This window comes from Brevundimonas sp. EYE_349 (assembly GCF_023147505.1).
Classification (GTDB): domain Bacteria; phylum Pseudomonadota; class Alphaproteobacteria; order Caulobacterales; family Caulobacteraceae; genus Brevundimonas.
Genome location: NZ_JAHXPB010000011.1, coordinates 1 through 17,845, shown reverse-complemented (window position 1 = coordinate 17,845; position 17,845 = coordinate 1). Strand labels below are relative to the sequence as shown.

At 65.8% G+C, this 17,845-nt stretch carries 13 protein-coding genes and 2 pseudogenes; 13 read left to right on the top strand and 2 right to left on the bottom strand.

Translation table 11 applies throughout. The annotated features are described in order from the left end of the window. Positions 1–187 precede the first annotated feature (187 nt). The 10 genes and pseudogenes from KZX42_RS16100 (at position 188) to KZX42_RS16060 (ending at position 12,120) form a co-directional block, all read left to right on the top strand. Positions 188–1,252, top strand: coding sequence for a LacI family DNA-binding transcriptional regulator (locus KZX42_RS16100; protein ID WP_248121032.1), 1,065 nt, complete (start codon positions 188–190; stop codon positions 1,250–1,252). A 50-nt stretch (positions 1,253–1,302) separates the two neighbouring features. Continuing rightward, complete coding sequence (locus KZX42_RS16095; protein ID WP_248121030.1) at positions 1,303–2,895, top strand: TonB-dependent receptor; 1,593 nt, start codon at positions 1,303–1,305, stop codon at positions 2,893–2,895. 36 nt (positions 2,896–2,931) lie between these two features. Next, positions 2,932–4,311, top strand: coding sequence for a TonB-dependent receptor (locus KZX42_RS16090; RefSeq protein ID WP_248121028.1), 1,380 nt, complete (start codon positions 2,932–2,934; stop codon positions 4,309–4,311). Between the two features lie 74 nt (positions 4,312–4,385). Then, on the top strand, positions 4,386–5,852 hold the full coding sequence (locus KZX42_RS16085) for a glucoamylase family protein (RefSeq protein WP_248121019.1): 1,467 nt from the start codon (positions 4,386–4,388) through the stop codon (positions 5,850–5,852). Beyond that, positions 5,849–6,658 (top strand): annotated as a pseudogene (locus KZX42_RS16080) (extracellular solute-binding protein); the annotation flags it as partial. The gene KZX42_RS16085 and the pseudogene KZX42_RS16080, both read left to right, overlap by 4 nt. Next, positions 6,645–6,854 (top strand): annotated as a pseudogene (locus KZX42_RS17370) (extracellular solute-binding protein); the annotation flags it as partial. The pseudogenes KZX42_RS16080 and KZX42_RS17370, both read left to right, overlap by 14 nt. Before the next feature lie 51 nt (positions 6,855–6,905). Then, positions 6,906–7,118, top strand: coding sequence for a hypothetical protein (locus KZX42_RS16075; protein WP_248121155.1), 213 nt, complete (start codon positions 6,906–6,908; stop codon positions 7,116–7,118). Continuing rightward, complete coding sequence (locus KZX42_RS16070; RefSeq protein WP_248121017.1) at positions 7,115–8,053, top strand: sugar ABC transporter permease; 939 nt, start codon at positions 7,115–7,117, stop codon at positions 8,051–8,053. The genes KZX42_RS16075 and KZX42_RS16070 overlap by 4 nt, the downstream gene beginning before the upstream one ends. Continuing rightward, positions 8,050–8,865, top strand: a complete 816-nt coding sequence (locus tag KZX42_RS16065) for a carbohydrate ABC transporter permease (protein WP_248121015.1) — start codon at positions 8,050–8,052, stop codon at positions 8,863–8,865. Before KZX42_RS16070 ends, KZX42_RS16065 begins: the two co-directional genes overlap by 4 nt. A 45-nt stretch (positions 8,866–8,910) precedes the next feature. Continuing rightward, positions 8,911–12,120 carry a discoidin domain-containing protein gene (locus KZX42_RS16060; protein WP_248121013.1) on the top strand — a complete coding sequence of 1,070 codons (3,210 nt, stop codon included), beginning with the start codon at positions 8,911–8,913 and terminating at the stop codon, positions 12,118–12,120. Positions 12,121–12,153: 33 nt separating this feature from the next. Here KZX42_RS16060 and ugpC read toward each other — a convergent pair whose 3' ends face one another. Further along, entirely contained in the window at positions 12,154–13,242 is a 1,089-nt protein-coding gene (gene ugpC / locus KZX42_RS16055) for a sn-glycerol-3-phosphate ABC transporter ATP-binding protein UgpC (RefSeq protein WP_248121011.1), read from the bottom strand. A 172-nt stretch (positions 13,243–13,414) separates the two neighbouring features. On the opposite strand from ugpC, the gene KZX42_RS16050 reads away from it, so the two are divergent. The 3 genes from KZX42_RS16050 (at position 13,415) to KZX42_RS16040 (ending at position 17,396) form a co-directional block, all read left to right on the top strand. Beyond that, positions 13,415–16,036: a TonB-dependent receptor gene (locus KZX42_RS16050; RefSeq protein WP_248121009.1), complete on the top strand. Its 2,622-nt coding sequence runs from the start codon at positions 13,415–13,417 to the stop codon at positions 16,034–16,036. A gap of 64 nt (positions 16,037–16,100) precedes the next feature. Beyond that, positions 16,101–16,820 (top strand): hypothetical protein, encoded by a 720-nt coding sequence (locus KZX42_RS16045; RefSeq protein ID WP_248121008.1) that lies wholly within the window; start codon positions 16,101–16,103, stop codon positions 16,818–16,820. Positions 16,821–17,195: 375 nt separating this feature from the next. Beyond that, positions 17,196–17,396 (top strand): hypothetical protein, encoded by a 201-nt coding sequence (locus KZX42_RS16040; protein WP_248121006.1) that lies wholly within the window; start codon positions 17,196–17,198, stop codon positions 17,394–17,396. 190 nt (positions 17,397–17,586) lie between these two features. Here KZX42_RS16040 and KZX42_RS16035 read toward each other — a convergent pair. Beyond that, on the bottom strand, positions 17,587–17,845 hold a 259-nt coding region (locus tag KZX42_RS16035; RefSeq protein ID WP_248121004.1), incomplete at its 5' end, for a transposase.

Sequence of the window (17,845 nt, the reverse complement as noted above, 5' to 3'; positions counted from 1 at the left end):
GCGGCTTCATTGGACCTGTCGTCAATGGAGCCGGCAACGGCGCACGTGCCGAAAATTGACGGAAATGCGACCTTGCAACGCTTGCGGCGCACATTACTCCTGTGTCATGTAACCGCTTACATTCTGTATCGACGGAACTTCGATAAGGAGCCGGCACGATAGGATTCAGGGAGACGATCGATTGGACATGGCCGCACCAACCACCGCGTCTTCTGCGGGGCAGGAGGGTTTGCTTTCCGCCAAGGCCGCCACCATGCGCGACGTGGCCGAACGCGCCCAGGTGTCAGTCGCCTCCGTCTCTCGTGTGCTGAACGGCCTGGGCGTGACGTCGGATGCGACGCGACAGCGCGTGCTCGAGGCTGTGGAGCATCTGCGCTACGTCCCCCATTTCGGCGCGCGCAGCCTGTCGACCAGCAAGAACGACACCATCGGCGTCATCCTGCCCGATCTGTTCGGCGAGTTCTTCTCGGAGCTGATCCGGGGCATGGATTTAGCCGCGCGGGCGCACGGCAAACATCTGATCGTCTCCAGCTCTCATGACGGCGCAGAGGACACGCTGGCGGCTGTCCGTTCCATGCGCGGCCGCGTGGACGGGATGATCGTCCTGTCGCCCCATGTCGACGCCGCCAATCTGGCCAATGAGTTTGTCGGGCGTATGCCGGTCCTGCTGATGAACGCCGGCACGGCCGAGGCTGGTCGCGCCTCCATCGTCATCGACAATCACGGCGGGGCGGTCGCGGCGGTTCAGCATCTGCGCGCCACGGGCCGACGCCGCATCGCCCACATTCGCGGCGCCGCCGCCAACGTCGAGGCCGACACCCGGGCCGCCGGCTATGTCTCGGCCCTGACTGATCAGGCCCCGATCATCGTGGAAGGCGACTTCTCCCAGGCGTCGGGCCACCGCGCCGCGACGCAGCTTCTGGCCATGTCGCAAAGGCCTGACGCCGTCTTCGCCGCCAACGACATGATGGCGGTCGGCGCCCTTCTGGCCTTTCAGGAAGCCGGCGTGCGCTGCCCCGAGGATATCGCCGTCATCGGTTTCGACGACGTGCCCATCGCCGCCCTGGTGCGGCCCGCGCTGACCACCATGCGCGTCAACATCGCCGAAATCGGCCGCCGAGGCGTGGAGCGCCTGATCGGCCTGGTCCAGGCCGGCGAGGCCGCCGACACCAGCTGCGAAATCGTCCGACCGGTTTTGGTCGAGCGCCAATCCACCGCGGCGGTCCCGACCGCCAGGTTCAACAAGGGGTGAGGGACGTCATGCCGACGCCAACCGATCCCAAAAGAAGGGGAGAACTCAGGATGAACCAGTTCAACACACGCAACCTGGCCCTGGCCGCCGCCTCGGCCCTGGCCTTGAGCATGGCCGTGGCGGGAGGCGCGTCGGCTCAGAACGCGACCACCACGCTTCGGGGTTCTGTCTATGACGGCCAGACCGCCGAAGCCGGCGCTACCGTAGTCGCGACCGAAGTGTCGACCGGCTATGCGACCCGGTCGCGCGTCGGAGCCGACGGGCGTTACGTCCTGTCGGGCCTGCGTCCCGGCACTTACCGCGTCCAAGTCACCAGCGCTGACGGTCAGACTGCGGAACAGACCGTTACCCTGTCGTTGGGCCAGGTTGGAACGCTGAACCTGGATGTCGCCGGCGGCGCCGCTGCGACCGGCCAAGCCACGGCCGGCGCGACCGAGCTGGGCGACATCGTCGTCACCGGCCGCCGCATGTTCGAAGTCCGTACGCCGGAAGTCGCCACCAATGTGACGCAGCAGCAGATCAACAACCTACCGCAGATCAGCCGCAACTTCCTGAACTTCGCCGCCTTGGCGCCGGGCCTGCGCGTGACCGAAGACGACACCGAGCGGACGATTTCCGCCGGCGGCCAGACCGCCCAAGCCATCAACGTCTTCATCGACGGCCAGAACCGCAAGTCGCTGATCAACGACGGCGGTGTCGCCGGCCAGGACGACAGCCGTGGAACGCCATTCCCGCAGGGCGCGGTGCAGGAGTTCCGCGTCATCAGCCAGAACTTCAAGGCCGAGTATGAACAGGCCGGTTCGGCCATCATCACCGCCGTGACGCGGTCGGGCACCAACGAGTTCCACGGCGACGCCTTCGTCTTCTACCAGGACCCCGACTGGGTGGCGCAGGACGAGATCTCTCGTCGTCGCGGCGCCGAAAAGGCCCCGGTGCGCCGTTTGCAGTACGGCGCCAGCCTGGGCGGGCCGATCATCCAGGATCGCCTGCACTTCTTCGGCGCCTATGAGCGCAAGGACGAGGATCGCATCGCCCAGTCCTTCCTGAACCGCACGGAATACAACGACTTCTTCGCCGCCGACCTGGGCACGGTGTCCACGCCCTATGAGCAGGACGTCTTCTTCGGCAAGCTGTCGTGGCAGATCGACGACCGTCAGCGGCTGGAACTCAGCACGGAATACAAGACGGAAGAGGACATCCGCGGCGCCAGCGGCCAGAACGCCCCCAGCCGCGCCGCCCGCAACAATGGCGAGACCCAGGCCTTCAACCTGCGTCACCAGTTCCAGGGCCAGCATTTCCTGAACGAGTTCTCGATCGACTATCTGAAGTCGAGCTACGAGCAATCGGTCATCAACGGTTTGGACTATGGCCGCGAGTATGTGATCTTCCGTGACGACAGTGCGACCACGCCTGGATTCCAATATAACATCAATAACCGAGACTCGACGGTCTTTACGGCTGGCGGTCGGGCGGACGCCCAGTTCCTGCAGCAAAAAAGCACCACGATCCGAAACGATCTGACGATCCCAGATCTGGCCTGGATGGGCACCCACACGATCAAGATGGGTGCGAAATATTCCATGCAGAACTACTTCGTGCAGAAGGACTTCGGGAGGAATCCGACCTTCGTGTACGACATTTAAGCGCGTCCAGAGATCAACGGCAGCCGCACCATCCCGGTGGCGGTAAACCTGGGCGTCGCCGTGCCGCCAGCGGATGTCGATAATAACGTCATCGGCCTTTATATTCAGGACGATTGGCAGATCACAGACAAGCTGGAACTGAACCTCGGCATCCGCTGGGATTATGAGGACAATGCGGTCAACAACGATTACCGCACGCCGGATTCCATCCGCAACATGCTGGCGGCGATCCAGAACCTGCCGGGTTACGACTTCCCGTCCTACTTCAACCCTTCGGATTACATCTCGAACGGTGATCGCAAGGCGTTCAAGGGCGCCTTCCAGCCGCGCTTCGGCTTCTCGTATGATGTGTTCGGCGACGAGCAGACGGTGATCTTCGGCGGCGCCGGTCGCTACTACGACCGGATCGGCTTCAACTTCGCATTCGATGAGCGATTTAAGCCGTTCCAGTTCAACAAGACGATCTACTTCTCAAACACCGGCGGTCCGCGCGGCGGCCAGCAGACGATCGCCTGGGATCCGCGCTATCTGACGCCGGCTGGTCTTGACCCGCTGCTGGCCGCCAGCCCCGGCGCCGGCGAAGTGTTCCTGGTGAAGAACGATTTCGAGCCGCCGCGCACGGATCAGTTCAACATCGGCGTTCGTCAGAAGTTCGGTCGCTGGCAGACCGCGCTGACGCTGGCCGCCGGCCATACGGAGGGTGAATCGGCCTGGTATATCGCCAATGCGCTCAACGAGACGGGCGGGCGCTTCAACGGGCCGACCCCAGGTTCGGTCGGCTTCTCGCAGTTCCGCAACCTGATCTTCTTCCAAAACACGGATAAGGAACGCGATTACAAGGCGATCTATCTGACTGCTGACAAGCCGTATAACGCCGAGGATCGGTGGGGCTTCAACGTCGCCTACACCTATATGGATGCGACACAGAACGGCAGTCGCGACAATGGCTACGGCGCATTCGACTTCGATTACAACACCCCGGGTCAGTCGCCCAAATATCGGTCGTCTACGGACGAGCGTCACCGCATCGTAGCTTCCGGAACTCTGGGTCTGCCGGCCGACTTCCTGCTGTCGGGCATCGTCACTCTGGGATCGGGCTTGCCGTACAACATCAACGATTGTCCGAACGCCCCGGCCGGGGGTCCCAACATCTGCTGGAACGCGGGCAAACCTGAGAAGCGAGCCTTCTTCCCGGGCTTCAACTTCGCCTATCGCCAGGTCGATCTGCGTCTGACCAAGGGCTTCGATGTCTTTGGGGGGCAGCGGGTCGAGTTCATCGCCGACGCGATCAACATCTTCAACTTCACCAACTTCAAGTCGTTCGATACCGGCTTCAATAACGCGCGCTACGGCGCTGGAACCGAAGTCTATCTGCCGACCCGCAGCTTCCAGGTCGGCCTGCGCTACTCCTTCTAAACCCTGAGCCTGGGCCGTCTTTCGCTTGTCGGGAGGCGGTCTTTCTTTTTGATGCAGACCCAGTGAGCCTGCCCATGAATCGTCGAAACTTCCTGATGCGGACCACCACAGGCGCGGCGGCTCTGGCCGTTGGATTTCCGGTGATGGCGGCGGCGCAGCAGGCGGCGATTACCGGGGCGGTCAATGGGACGCAGAGGCGGCCGATGCGGCTGGATCAGGAGATCGAGGAGCTTCAGGAGCGGACCTTCCGCTGGTTCGAGAAGGTCACGGATCGACGCACGGGCCTGACGCCGGATCGCTGGCCCACGCCGTCCTTCTGTTCGGTGGCGGCGGTCGGGTTCGCCCTGACTTGCTGGCCAGTGGGCGTCGAGCGCGGTTGGATGAGCCGGGCGGAGGCGCGCGAGCGGACCCTTACGACCCTGCGGTTCTTCCATGACTTGCCGCAGGGGCCGGAAGGGACCGGCACGGCGGGCCACAAAGGGTTTTTCTATCATTTCCTGGACATGGAGACCGGGCTGCGGTTTGCTCAGAATGAGCTGTCAACGGTCGATACGGCCCTGCTGATCGGCGGCATGCTTTTCGCCGCCCGATACTTCGACGGCCGTCACGCCGACGAGGCGGAAATCCGGCAGAAGGCGCAAGCCATCTACGAACGGATCGAATGGCCGTGGGCCGTGATCCGTGACAACCGCATCACCATGGGTTGGCACCCCGAGAGCGGTTTCATCCCCTCGGACTGGCACGTCTATAACGAGGGGATGCTGGTGCTGCTGCTGGCCATCGGCAGCCCGACCCATCCGGTGTCGGTCAATGTCTGGCACGAATGGGCCGCCAGCTATGATGAAAGCTGGACCGACCGCTGGGGCAGCTGGCGCCTGAATTTCGCGCCCATCTTCGGGCACCAGTACAGCCATATGTTCATCGATTTCCGCGGCATTCAGGACGCTTGGATGCGGGGACAGTCGGCCCAGTTGGACGAACAACTGGATTATTTCGAGAACAGCCGCCGCGCCGTCTACGCCCAGCAGAAATACGCCCACGACAATCCGGGCGGCTGGGCCGGCTATTCGTCTGATGTCTGGGGGCTGACGGCCTGCGACGGGCCGGGCGACTTCAAACAGGTGATCAACGGCAAGGAACGCGAGTTCTTCAGCTATTCCGCGCGCGGTCCGGGCGAGCGGGACGACGGCACCATCGCGCCGACGGCGGCGGCTGGGTCCATCGCCTTCGCGCCCGAAATCGTCGTGCCCTGCGTCAAGGCGATGAAGCGTGCATACGGATCGGACATCTATACGGAGTGGGGTTTCCTCGACAGTTTCAACCCGACCCTGACGGTGCGCGACGGGCCGCTGCAACACGGCAAGATCGTGGACGGCGTGGGTTGGGTGGACGGCGACTATCTGGGCATCGACCAGGGGCCGATCGTCATCATGACCGAGAACCACAGGTCGGAGTTCGTCTGGCGTCATATGCGCGGCGAGCCCAATATCCGCCGTGCGCTCGACATCGCGGGCTTCACCGGCGGCTGGATGAACGGATGAGTCTGACGGCGCACAGGCGTGGCGCATTGGCCCTGATGGCGGGAGGGGCGGCTGCGGCTTGCACCCCGCGCCGTGACGGCGAGACCGTGCTGCGCTTCTGGGCCATGGGCAACGAGGGTGGGACCGTCGGGCAGTTGATGCCGGAGTTCGAGCGGCGCAATCCGGGCGTTCGGGTCTCGGTCCAGCCTCTGCCGTGGACGGCGGCGCACGAGAAGCTGCTGACCGCCTACGCCGGCGCCTCGCTGCCGGACGTCAGCCAGATCGGCAATACCTGGGTGGCGGAACTGACGGCCATCGGCGCCCTGTCTCCGACCCCGCCCGAGGCGGCGAACCTGCTGACCGACCAGTTTCCTGCGGTGCTGGAGACAAACGAGATCGCCGGTCGGGCCATGACCACGCCCTGGTATGTCGACACGCGGCTGCTGTTCTATCGCAAGGATCTGCTGGCGCAGGCCGGTTTCGGGGCGCCGCCCGAGGACTGGGCCGAATGGAAGCGGGCCATGCACGCGATCAAGCGCGTGGCGGGCGGCGGCGCCTATGCGATTCTGTTGCCGCTGAACGAGTTCGAGCAACTGCTGACGTTCGGGCTTCAGATCAACGAGCCGCTGCTGAGGGATCGGGATACGCGCGGAAACTTCTCCAGCCCCGGCTTTGTTGCGGCCCTGGCCTTCTACCGCAGCCTGTTCGCCGAGGGGTTGGCGCCGCTGGCGTCGTCGACGCAGATTTCCAACGTCTGGACCGAGTTCGCCAGGGGCTATTTCAGCTTCTATTTTTCCGGGCCGTGGAGCGTGGGTGATTTCCGCAGCAAACTGCCGGCGTCGTTCCAGCCGAACTGGGCCACGGCGGGCGTGCCGGGACCAGACGCCCCGGGGAGCGTCGGCGCCGGGCGGATCCAGCCTGGCGGTGTTCAAGTCCTCGCCGCATCAGGACGCGGCCTGGGCTCTGGTCCGATACCTATCCGAACCGGCGGTGCAGGCCCGGTTCAACACCATCGTCGGCGACCTGCCGGCGCGCCAGAGCGCCTGGGACATCGCAGGCGTCGAACGTGATCCGATGCTGGCGCCGTTCCGGGGTCAGCTGGCGCGGGCCAAGGCCGTGCCCAAGGTGCCGGAATGGGAGCGTATCGTCACCGAGATGCAGATCGTCGCCGAACGGATGGTGCGCGGCGAATACAGCCCCGAGACCGCCGCCGCCGAGATCGACCGCCGCGCCGACCGGCTGCTGGAAAAGCGGCGCTGGATGATGGAACGGGGCAGGGCCGTATGACCGTCGTCGATCCGACAATGGCCAGATCGGGGACGAAGCCGACGCGGGGACGCGGCGCCCGCGAAAGGGCGGCCTGGGCCTTCGTCGCCCCAGCCATGCTCGCCATCGGGCTGTTCTTCGCCATTCCGGTGATCGCAGCCCTGCTGCTCAGCCTGACCGATTTCGACATCTACGCCCTGGCTAACCTGGACAATCTGCGTTTCGTCGGGCTGCAGAACTACGAGCGGCTGCTGACCAACTCCCTGTTCTGGGGCGCGATGAAGAACACCCTGACCTTCGCCGTTCTGGGCGTGCCTCTGTCCATCGCCGCGTCGCTGGCGGCGGCGGTGATCCTGAATGCGCGGGTGGTGAAGTGGCGGCCGATCTGGCGGGTCATGTTCTTCGCGCCGTATGTCACCACTCTGGTCGCGACGGCCGTGGTCTGGCGCTATCTGCTGCACACCCGGTACGGCGTCATCAATTGGGGGCTGGAGAGCATCGGCCTTGCCGCCGTGGACTGGCTGGGCGACCCCTCGACGTCGATCCCCGCCATCCTGATGTTCGTGGTCTGGAAGATCTTTGGCTACAATATGCTGATCTTCCTGGCGGTGCTTCAGACCGTGCCGGACGACCTGTATGAGGCCGCCCGCATCGACGGCGCCGGGCCGTGGAAGCAGTTCCGCCATGTGACCTTGCCGGCCATCGCGCCGACCATGCTGCTGGTCTCGATCATCTCGGTGGCCAGTTTCTTCCAGCTGTTCGCCGAACCCTATGTGATGACGCAGGGCGGCCCGGCTCAGAGCACGGTGACGGTGCTTTACTTCATGTACGAGGAGGGCTTCAAATGGTGGAACCTGGGATCCGCCAGCGCGGTGGCCTTCGTGCTGTTCCTGTGCATCCTGGCCCTCACCCTGGTCCAGTTGGCGGTCGCCAAACGGGTGGGGGCGTATCAATGAAAATCCGCGCGATCCTGCTGAACCTCGCCGTCGCCCTCATCGCCCTGATTGTCCTGTTCCCCTTGGTCTGGATGGTGTCGGTCAGCTTCATGGCGACGGGAGAGGCCGCCGTCTTCCCGCCGCCGCTGCTGCCGTCGCACTGGACGCTGGAGCATTATCGCGACCTGTTCCTGAACCAGGGCATGGGGCGGTACCTGTGGAACAGCTTCGCCCTGGCGACGATGGCGACCATTCTGGCCCTTGGGTTCACCGTCCCGGCTGGCTACGCCTTCGCCAAGTTGAAGTTCAAGGGGCGTGAGCGACTGTTCCAGTTCTTGGTCGCCGCCCTTGTGGTGCCGGCCCAGATCGGCACCTTGCCGCTGTTTTTGATGCTGAAGGGGATGGGCCTGGTTAACACCTACGCCGGGGCGCTGGCGCCCTGGCTGGCGTCCATCTTCGGCCTGTTCCTGGTGCGCCAGTACGCGCTGAGTATTCCCGACGAGATGTTGGAGGCCGCGCGGATCGACGGCGCCAGCGAGGGCCAGATCTTCCGCCGCGTGGTCCTGCCGACGCTGCAGCCGATCATCGTGACCCTGGGCCTGTTCGTCTTCCTGGGCAGCTGGAACGACTTCCTGTGGCCCCTGATCATCCTGACGGATCAGTCGAACTACACCCTGCCGGTCGCCCTGGCCTCATTGTCGCGCGAGCATGTGCAGGACATCGAATTGATGATGGCCGGGGCCGTGGTGACGGTCGCGCCGGTGCTCATCCTCTTCCTCGCCCTGCAACGCTACTACATCCGCGGCATGCTCGCGGGCAGCGTGAAGGGCTGAGCTTTCCCTGTCCCCACGGGGACGACGACAAGGAACAGGCCTCCCATGCGCCTTGCCGCCTCTCTGTTCGCCATCGCCGTAGCGATTTCCACACCCGCTTTCGCTCAGCAGACACGGGTTCTGGACCCGATGGAAGACGCCGCTGCGTGGAAGGCCGACGCCTCTACCGACGTGTCCTCGGCCGTGTCGTCGGTCGTCGGACATGACGGGCGGGCGGTTCGGCTGAGCTATGACTTCAATGGCAAGGCGGGCTACGCCTTCGCCGCGCGGGACCTGCCTTTCGACCTGCCCGACAATTACGAGATCAGCTTCTGGGTGCGCGGCGAGGGGCCGGCGAACACCTTCGAGGTCAAGTTCACCGATGCGGCGGCCGAGAACGTCTGGTGGAAGCAGACGGCCCGCCATGACTTCCCCGATGGCTGGTCGCGGTTTGTCATCAAGCGGCGTCAGGTGTCCAAGGCCTGGGGGCCGGGCCCCGAGACCGAACTGCGCCGCGCCGAGCGGGTCGAGTTCGTGGTCGTGGCGGCCGATGGCGGGCGGGGCTTTATCGACATCGACGAACTGTCGATCCGCGAACTGCCCGTCGACCCGGTCGTGCCGCCCCAGCCCATCGCCAGCGACGGCCGCTCGCCCTCCACCGCGTCGCGCGCCGTGGACAATGACATCAGGACCGCCTGGACCCTGCCGGTTGGCGAGGCGTCGGTCCTGACGCTGGACCTGGGCTATGAGCGTGAGTTTGGCGGTCTGACCCTGCGATGGGGCGAGCGGGGCGCGGCCGCCGACTATCGCATTTCGGCCTCCCTGGACGGACGCGACTGGCGCGAACTGGCGACCGTGGCGGGCGGCGACGGCGGCGTCGACTGGCTGAGGACGCCCGAGGCGACGGCGCGCTGGCTGAGGCTGAAGCCGCTGCGGCCCGTTCCCGCGTCGGACGTGGTGGGTTCGTCCGGCGCGGGACAGAGGCTGGGCGCGGCGCCGGCGACGACCTATGTGTTGAATGAGATCGAGGTCGAGCCCCTGGCCTTCGGCGCCGACCCCACGGTCTTCGTCGAGGCGGTGGCCAAGCAGAACCGGCGCGGCCTCTATCCGCGCGGCTTCTCGGGCGAACAATCCTATTGGACCCTGGTCGGGGTCGATGGGGGCGGGGAAAGCGGCCTGATCGGCGAGGACGGCGCCATCGAACTGCGCCGCGCCGGCCCCAGCATCGAGCCCTTCGTGGTGGACAACGGACGGCTGATCACATGGGCCGACGTCAATGTCGAACAGGGACTGAAGGACGGCGACCTGCCGATCCCGTCCGTGACCTGGACCACCGACGACTGGACGCTGAAGATCACCAGCTTCGCAGACGGGTCGGCCGATCAGGCGCAGCTTTGGGGGCGTTACGACCTGACCAACACCTCCAGCCGGCCGCGCACCTTGACCCTGGCCCTGACCGCGCGGCCGATGCAGGTGAATGCGCCGCGCCAGTTCCTGGCCATTCCCGGCGGCGTGAGCCCGGTGGAAAAAATCGCCTGGGACGGCGCGCAACTGAGCTTGAACGATACGGTGCGGGTGCAGCCGCTGGCGACGCCCGATCATGTGGCGCTGGCCACCTTTGATGCGGGCAGCGACCCGCAGTCCCTGGTCCTGCCGTCCGTGCAACGACCGGCGGGCGATCCCGCGACCACGACGGACGCTGTCGGCCTCGCCGCGGGCGCCTTGACCTATGAGGTGACGTTGCAGCCTGGCGAGAGGCGAACGGTCGGTTGGGTTTCGCAACTGTCGGGAGAAACGTTGGCGCCCGAGCCGATGGGACAGGCGTCTGCGGTTCTAGATACGGTCGAGGCGCGGTTGGCCGCCGAGTGGCGAGAGAAGCTGGACCGGGTCGAACTGACCCTGCCGCCGGCCGCCCAGCGGATCGAGGACGCGCTGAAATCCTCCCTCGCTCATATGCTGATGTCGCGCCAGGGGCCGATCCTGCAGCCGGGCACCCGCAGCTATAACCGCTCGTGGATCCGCGACGGGGCGATGATGGCCGAGGGACTGAACCGGCTGGGCATGGCCGAACATTCGGCCGACTATCTGCGCTGGTACGCCCCCTATGTGTTCGAGAACGGCAAGGTGCCCTGCTGCGTCGATGCACGCGGCGCCGACCCTGTGCCGGAGAACGACAGCCACGGCGAGTTCGTCTTCCTGGCCGCCGAGACCTATCGGTACACCAAGGACGAGGCTCTGTTGCGCCAGGTCTGGCCGCAAGTGCAGAAGGCCATCGCCTATATGGACGACCTGCGCGCCTCGACCCGGACGGCGGCCTTCCAGGCGCCGGATCAGCGGCATCTGTATGGCCTGTTGCCGCCCACGATCAGCCACGAGGGCTATTCGGACAAGGCGGCCTATTCCTACTGGGACGATTTCTGGGGCCTGCTGGGTTACAAGGACGCGGTCTTCATCGCCGAGACCCTGGGCGATGCGGCCGCCGCCGTCCGCTATGCGGCGGCGCGAGATGAGTTCGCCGCCGACATCCGGGCGTCAATTACGGCGACGGCGGCGCATCATGGCATAGACTGGATCGCGGGGGCGGCGGATCGCGGGGATTTCGACGCCACCTCGACCACCATCGCCCTGTCGCCGGCGGGCGAGCAGGATAATCTGCCGCCCGAACTGATGGCGCGAACCTTTGATCGCTATTGGGAAAACTTCCAGAATCGGCGGAGCAATCGCACGGCGTGGAAGGACTACACCCCCTATGAATGGCGGCTGGTCGGCGCCTTCGTGCGGCTGGGCCAGAAGGAGCGGGCGCTTGAGGTGCTGGACTTCCTGATGGCCGACCGCCGGCCCGAGGCCTGGAACGGCTGGGCCGAGGTGGTCGGGCGCGAGAAGCGCGAGCCGCGCTTCATCGGCGATATGCCGCATGCCTGGATCAGTTCGGACTATATCCGCTCGGCGTTGGACCTGTTCGCCTATGAACGGGACCGCGATCACGCCCTGGTGCTGGCCGCGGGTGTGCCCGAGGCGTGGCTGGACACCAGGCAGGGCGTCGGCGTTAAGGGCCTGCGCACCGCCTATGGGCCGCTGACCTATGCCTATCGCAAGGAACGGCGCGGGTATGTGTTGACCCTGGGCGGAGAAGCGACGCCGCCGGGCGGCTTCGTGCTGCGATGGTCGGCGGGGCAGGGGCGGCCGGAACGGGTGCGGATCGACGGCCGCGAGACGACGTGGACGGGCGAGGAGTTGGCGATTCCGACCGGGGCGCGGCGGGTGGAGTTGCGCTGACGAAAACTCTCCCTTCTTCCGACGGGAGAGGGATCAGAGCCTTTGGAACGCCTTGCCAGCGGCGTCGAACAGGTGGGCCTGTTTCGCAGGAACGTCCAGCGTCAGACGCTCGCCGGCCCTGGCGCGCAGTTCGCCAGCCAACTGGACCGTCAGCGTGTCGTCGGACGCCGGGTGCTTCAGGTGCGCCATGGTCGTCGCGCCCAGGGTTTCCACGAACATGACCTCGGCGTTCAGCGCATCGCCGGCGCCGCCTAGGGTCAGGTGTTCGGGTCGGACGCCCAGTGTCACGGCATCGCCGGGCTTGGCCGAGGCGGCGTCGACGGCGACGCGGATCGTCTCGCCAGCGGTGGTCTTCACCGTCGCGCCGGCTGCCGACGCCCCGATGATCTGGGCCGCCAGCAGGTTCATCCTGGGGCTGCCGATGAAGCCGGCGACGAACAGATTGGCGGGGTGTTCGTACAACGCCATCGGTGCGCCGACCTGCTCTATCCTGCCCCCGTTCAGCACCACGATCCGGTCGGCCAGGGTCATGGCTTCGACCTGGTCGTGGGTGACGTAGATCATCGTCGTCTTCAGTTCGGCATGCAGCCGCGCGAACTCGTAGCGCATTCGCACCCGCAGGGCGGCGTCCAGATTGGACAGGGGCTCGTCGAACAGGAAGACCTCGGGCTCGCGCACGATGGCGCGGCCGATGGCGACGCGCTGGCGCTGGCCGCCCGACATGGCCTTGGGCTTGCGGTCCAGATAGTCGGTGATGCTGAGCGCCTCGGCGGCCGCGCGGACGCGGCGGTCGATCTCGGCCTTGTCCGTCTTGGCCAGTTTCAGGCCAAAGGCCATGTTCTCATAGGCCGTCATGTGCGGGTAGAGCGCATAGGACTGGAACACCATGGCGATGCCCCGGTCCGAAGGCGACAGATCGTTCACCATGCGGTCGCCGATCCAGACCTGGCCCGTCGTCGCCTCTTCCAGCCCGGCGATGGTGCGCAGGAGGGTGGACTTGCCGCAGCCTGAGGGGCCGACAAAGACGATGAACTCGCCGTCGGCGATCTCCAGATCGACGCCCTTCAGCACCTCCACGGCGCCGAACGCCTTCTTCACGTCGATCAGACGGACGTCCGCCATGCTTCCTGCTTCCCTAAGCCATTCTTCTTTCGCCGCACCGTAACCGGTTACATCTGCGGATCAATGGCGCAGGGCGTCGCGTCGCAGACTGAATTTGCAAAACTGCAAAATTACACTTTCGCAAAACGGCGGCGCTGGTTAGAAGCCGCTGCCAAACGCGGGGAGCATTCAGATGACGCAACGCAAAATCTTGATGATGACGGTTTCGATGGCCTGGCTGGCTGCGGCGGCCGGCGCCCATGCCGAGGAGCCGAAGGCGGCGCAGGTGGACGATATCGTGGTCACCGGATCGCGGATCGCCGGCGGCGACCGGATCGCGCCGGTGGAGACGGTCGGGCGCGAGGTCATGGAGGCGGCCGGGATCGCCGATGCGTCGCAGCTGGTGCGTCTGGTCACGGCCAACTCAGGCTCGGAAGCTCAGGTCGATCAGTTAAACCAGCCGCAAAGCTCGGGAACGGCCCAGTTCAACCTGCGCAATCTGGGCCTGGGTTCGACGCTGGTCTTGGTGGACGGCCAGCGCTGGACGACCAGCGCGGTCGTCGCCACCGACGGATCGGCCTTCGTGGACATCAACTCGCTCGTGCCGATGATCGCCTTGCAGCGGGTCGAGGTGGTCAAGGACGGCGCCTCGGCCGTCTATGGCTCGGACGCCGTGGCGGGCGTGGTCAACTTCATCACCCGCCATGACGTGGACCGGCCCGAGATCAGCGCCAAATACGCCGTGGCCGACGGGTCGGAAGAGAGCGTGGTCCAGGCCATCGGCGGGTTCGACCTGCTGGGGGGAAACCTGACGCTGGCGGCGTCGCACTTTCATCGTTCGGCCCTAGGGTCGGACGAGCGGGACTTCACCCAGGCGGAACGTTATGGCCGGGCGGCGTGGACGGCGGTGACCAGCTATGGCCAGCCGGGGTCCTATTTCCGGCCCAGCCGCAACGGCTTCTCGCCCGATCCGGCGTGCGGGAATCCGGCGTTTGGCAGCGCCTACAAGAACACGCCGACGGACAGCTTCTGCCGGCTGGACTATTCCGACTTCTTCGATCTGGCGCCGGAGGAGACGCGCAACCAGCTGTTCGCCGACTATCGTCGGCCTGTCGGGGACATGACCCTGTCGCTGCAAGGGGCCTGGGCGTCGACCGAGACGGTGGCGCGCCAGTCGCCGTCCTTACCGATCCTGGCCCAGTCGCTGACGGTCCCGGCGTCGCATCCCGACAATCCGTTCGGCGAGGCGGTGCTGTTCCGCGGGCGTCTGCTGGGGGCCGAGGCCGGGGCGTCCAAGGCCGATTTCGAATACCAGACCTGGCGGTTGTCGGCGGGTCTGGATGGGCGGTTCGCCGGCGGCTGGACCTGGAGCCTGGCCGCGACCAGCAGCCGCCAGCACGTGGCCTATGACAAGCCGGACGCCATCGGCAGCGCATTGCAGCGGGCGCTGAACGGCTTTGGCGGGGCGGGTTGCAACCCCGCGACGGGCGTGGCCGGTGTCGGGACGTGCCAGTATTTCAACCCGTTCGGCAGCGCCCATCTGGGGACCGGCACGGCCAATAGCACGGCCCTGATCGACAGTTTGATCGGCTACACGGGCCTGCGCGGCGCCGCGACCTTGACGACGGTCGACGCCTCGACCAGCGGTCAGGCCCTGGCGTGGGACGGCGGTTCGGTCGATGTGGCGCTGGGCGCCCAGTATCGGCGCAGCGGCTTCCGGCACGACTGGAGCGATCTGGTCAATGCGGGGGATCTGCTGACCGCCGGCTATTCCCCCGACTTCGAGGGCGAGCAGGAGGCGCTGGCCGCCTTCGCCGAGGCGCGGTTGCACCTGGGCGACCGGATCGAGGCGCAGTTGGCGGGCCGTTACGAGACCTACGACGGGGAGGGGCGGTTCAGTCCCAAGGCCGCCATCCGATGGGACGTGACCGACGCCGTGGCCGTGCGGGCGTCGTGGGGGCAGGGGTTCCGCGCGCCGTCGGTCTACGCCCAGTCCGGGGCGCAGGCGTCGCAGCCGTCGGTGTTCGACCGGGGCGCCTTCGTCTTCGTCAACACCCTGACTTCAGGCGATGCGGCGCTGAAGCCCGAGAAGTCCGAGAGCCTGAGCCTGGGCGCCGTGTGGCGGCCGCTGGACGGGCTGGAGTTCAGCCTGGACGCCTGGCGCTTCGACTACACGGACCAGGTGGTAAAGGAATCGGCCCAGGCCGTCATCGACCAGGCGGCGGCCGACACGGCGGCGGGACGGACGGGCACGCCGGCGCAGGGGCGGATCACCCGCTCGGCCAGCGGCGCCCTGACCTTCGTGCAACTGTATTTCATCAACGCCTCGTCCATCGAGACGCAGGGGCTGGACCTGGCGGCCCGCTATGGCCGCGACCTGTGGGGCGGCCGGGCGACGGCGTCGGCGACCTGGACCTATGTGGACGCCTATGACATCCGGCTGAACGACGGGGCGGCCCAGGTCTCGGGCGTCGGATCGACCAATCTGAGCAATATCGGCCGGTCGCTGCCGCGCAATCGCGGGGAGTTCGCCCTGGGCTGGAGCGGGGGCGCTAACACCGTGACCGCGCTGGTCCATTACACCGACGGCTATCGCAATGACCGCAGCGGGATCACCGATGCGACCATCGCCAGCCAGACCACGGCGGACCTGCTGTACAGCCGCACCATCGGCGCCGACATCGACCTGGCGCTGGGGGTGGTCAATGTGTTCGACAAGGCGCCGCCCCTGGCGCAGTTCGCCCTGGGCTATGATCCCGTCGTCGCCGATCCGCGCGGCCGGGTGTTCAGCGTTGGGCTGACCAAGCGGTTCTGAGGCCGTCGCGCGTTTGCGCGTTCAATCGGGCGGTGTATGCATCCCCCTTGCACGGGGGCGATCCATGACGACCGAAGGCGAAACGACGCGCAAACAGGCGTTCAAGGACCTGTCCGAGGACGCGCTGGGCTTTGGCGGGGTCGAAGTGCGGACGGCGCGGGACCTGCTGATACGCCCGCGCCTGGTGCTGCAGGCCTGGATGATCGAGGGGCCGACAGGCGGCGGGGTCTACGCCAAGCCGCTGAAACTCTATCTGGCGCTGAACGCCATCTTGATGCTGGTGGTGTTCCTGCGTGGCGGCCTGGGCGGGGTGCTGGATCAGATGCCTGCCGATCTGATGTCGTCGCTGGTCGCCCAGTCCGGCAAGTCCCGTGACGCCTTCATGTCCGACGCCGACGGCTGGATGTCGTTTCTGACCGTCCCGCTGATGGCGCCGCTCTATGCCCTGGCCGTGCTGCCATTTGTGCGCTGGTGGGACGCCGAGGACCTGGGGTGGCGTTGCGGCTTTCGCGCCGCCTTCGCCTATCTGAACGCCTGGACCGTGCCCATGCTGCCGTTGTTCTGGTTCATATACGGCACGGGGCCTGTAGCGATGATGGGCAGCGTGGCCCTGTTCATACTGGGCGTCGTGGTCTTTGTGCGGATGGGCCGGGGACGCTGGTATCGCGGCGTTGCGGCGGGGATCGGCAAGGGACTGGTGCTGCAACTGGCCATCAGCGCGGTGATGATGGTCGGAAGCCTGGCGTTGGCGGCGATCGGCGTCTTGGCCGGATTGCTTTTCTGAAGACGGGCGGCGGATAGAAAACAGAGTGCACTGTGTGCACTTCGTCTGAAATCGGCCTCCGGCGAAATTGCACTGCACCCGGAATAACAGTGCAAAATGCAAGAAGGTGCAATTCGACGCGCCTGGATGTCAAAGACCGGACGACATCATACCGCACGTTACGGCCTGTATGGTCGATTGACGCTGCTGGCGACCAGGGGGCTGTAAACGCTGGAGATTGTTTGAGGCGATAGGATAGCTGGCTTGGCGCGATGACGCCGGACGCGCCGAATTTCTACCGAAACCCATCGTGGCGGTGAGGCCGGAAAGCGGAAGTCGCCATCCTCAGCTACGGGTGGATTGCGGACGTTCGCTTGAGGCGTGTTAAGGGACGCTATGCGAAAGTCGATCCTCCTCTTGCTCGTGGGCATCGGTCTGGTCTCGTTGTGCGTAGCCCGCGCTCATACCGAGATGCAGATCGAGGCACTGGCTCTGATCCCCTTGGCCTTGTTGCTTTGGGTCATAGCTTTCTTCGGTGGCGCAACCCTCGTCGTCGTCGGATTGGTCGGCCTGCTCAAAGCGGTCAGACGAGCATAGCGGGGCACGTCCGCAATGGGTCGATTTCAGTCCCTGGCTTCGCCGCCGAAATCGGACGTTGACCTCCACGCCGGAAAGCGGTCGCCTTCGACGTCCGCTAGGGGTGGATACAGTTGAAAAAGTCGGCTGGCTGACGGGACAACACGGCTGCGTGGTCGGGCTGTGACGGTGTTCGTGACGCTTCAGGCCTTCAGGCGGGCGCTGGGGCGATCTGCAGTGGGATCAAGCGGGCCATTTTTCGCAGGTTCTGGGCGGTGGCGGCGAGGAGGAACTCGTCTCGGGCGCCGCAGGGACCGCGAAGGCGCAGCCGATCCAGCCTGAGGATGCGCTTGAGGTGTGCGAACAGCATCTCGACCTTCTTCCGTTCGCGTCGGGAGGTGACGTAGGCGTCGGCCCTGGCGATGTCGCGGGCGACGTCCCTGGCGTCTTCGTGGATGGAACGGGTCACC

Bases quoted from the DNA above. Each gene is read 5' to 3' on its own strand.
- KZX42_RS16100 (WP_248121032.1), top strand. From the start codon at position 188: ATGGCCGCACCAACCACCGCGTCTTCTGCGGGGCAGGAGGGTTTGCTT.
- KZX42_RS16095 (WP_248121030.1), top strand. From the start codon at position 1,303: ATGAACCAGTTCAACACACGCAACCTGGCCCTGGCCGCCGCCTCGGCC.
- KZX42_RS16085 (WP_248121019.1), top strand. From the start codon at position 4,386: ATGAATCGTCGAAACTTCCTGATGCGGACCACCACAGGCGCGGCGGCT.
- KZX42_RS16075 (WP_248121155.1), top strand. From the start codon at position 6,906: ATGCTGGCGCCGTTCCGGGGTCAGCTGGCGCGGGCCAAGGCCGTGCCC.
- KZX42_RS16070 (WP_248121017.1), top strand. From the start codon at position 7,115: ATGACCGTCGTCGATCCGACAATGGCCAGATCGGGGACGAAGCCGACG.
- KZX42_RS16065 (WP_248121015.1), top strand. From the start codon at position 8,050: ATGAAAATCCGCGCGATCCTGCTGAACCTCGCCGTCGCCCTCATCGCC.
- KZX42_RS16060 (WP_248121013.1), top strand. From the start codon at position 8,911: ATGCGCCTTGCCGCCTCTCTGTTCGCCATCGCCGTAGCGATTTCCACA.
- ugpC (WP_248121011.1), bottom strand. From the start codon at position 13,242: ATGGCGGACGTCCGTCTGATCGACGTGAAGAAGGCGTTCGGCGCCGTG.
- KZX42_RS16050 (WP_248121009.1), top strand. From the start codon at position 13,415: ATGACGCAACGCAAAATCTTGATGATGACGGTTTCGATGGCCTGGCTG.
- KZX42_RS16045 (WP_248121008.1), top strand. From the start codon at position 16,101: ATGACGACCGAAGGCGAAACGACGCGCAAACAGGCGTTCAAGGACCTG.
- KZX42_RS16040 (WP_248121006.1), top strand. From the start codon at position 17,196: ATGCGAAAGTCGATCCTCCTCTTGCTCGTGGGCATCGGTCTGGTCTCG.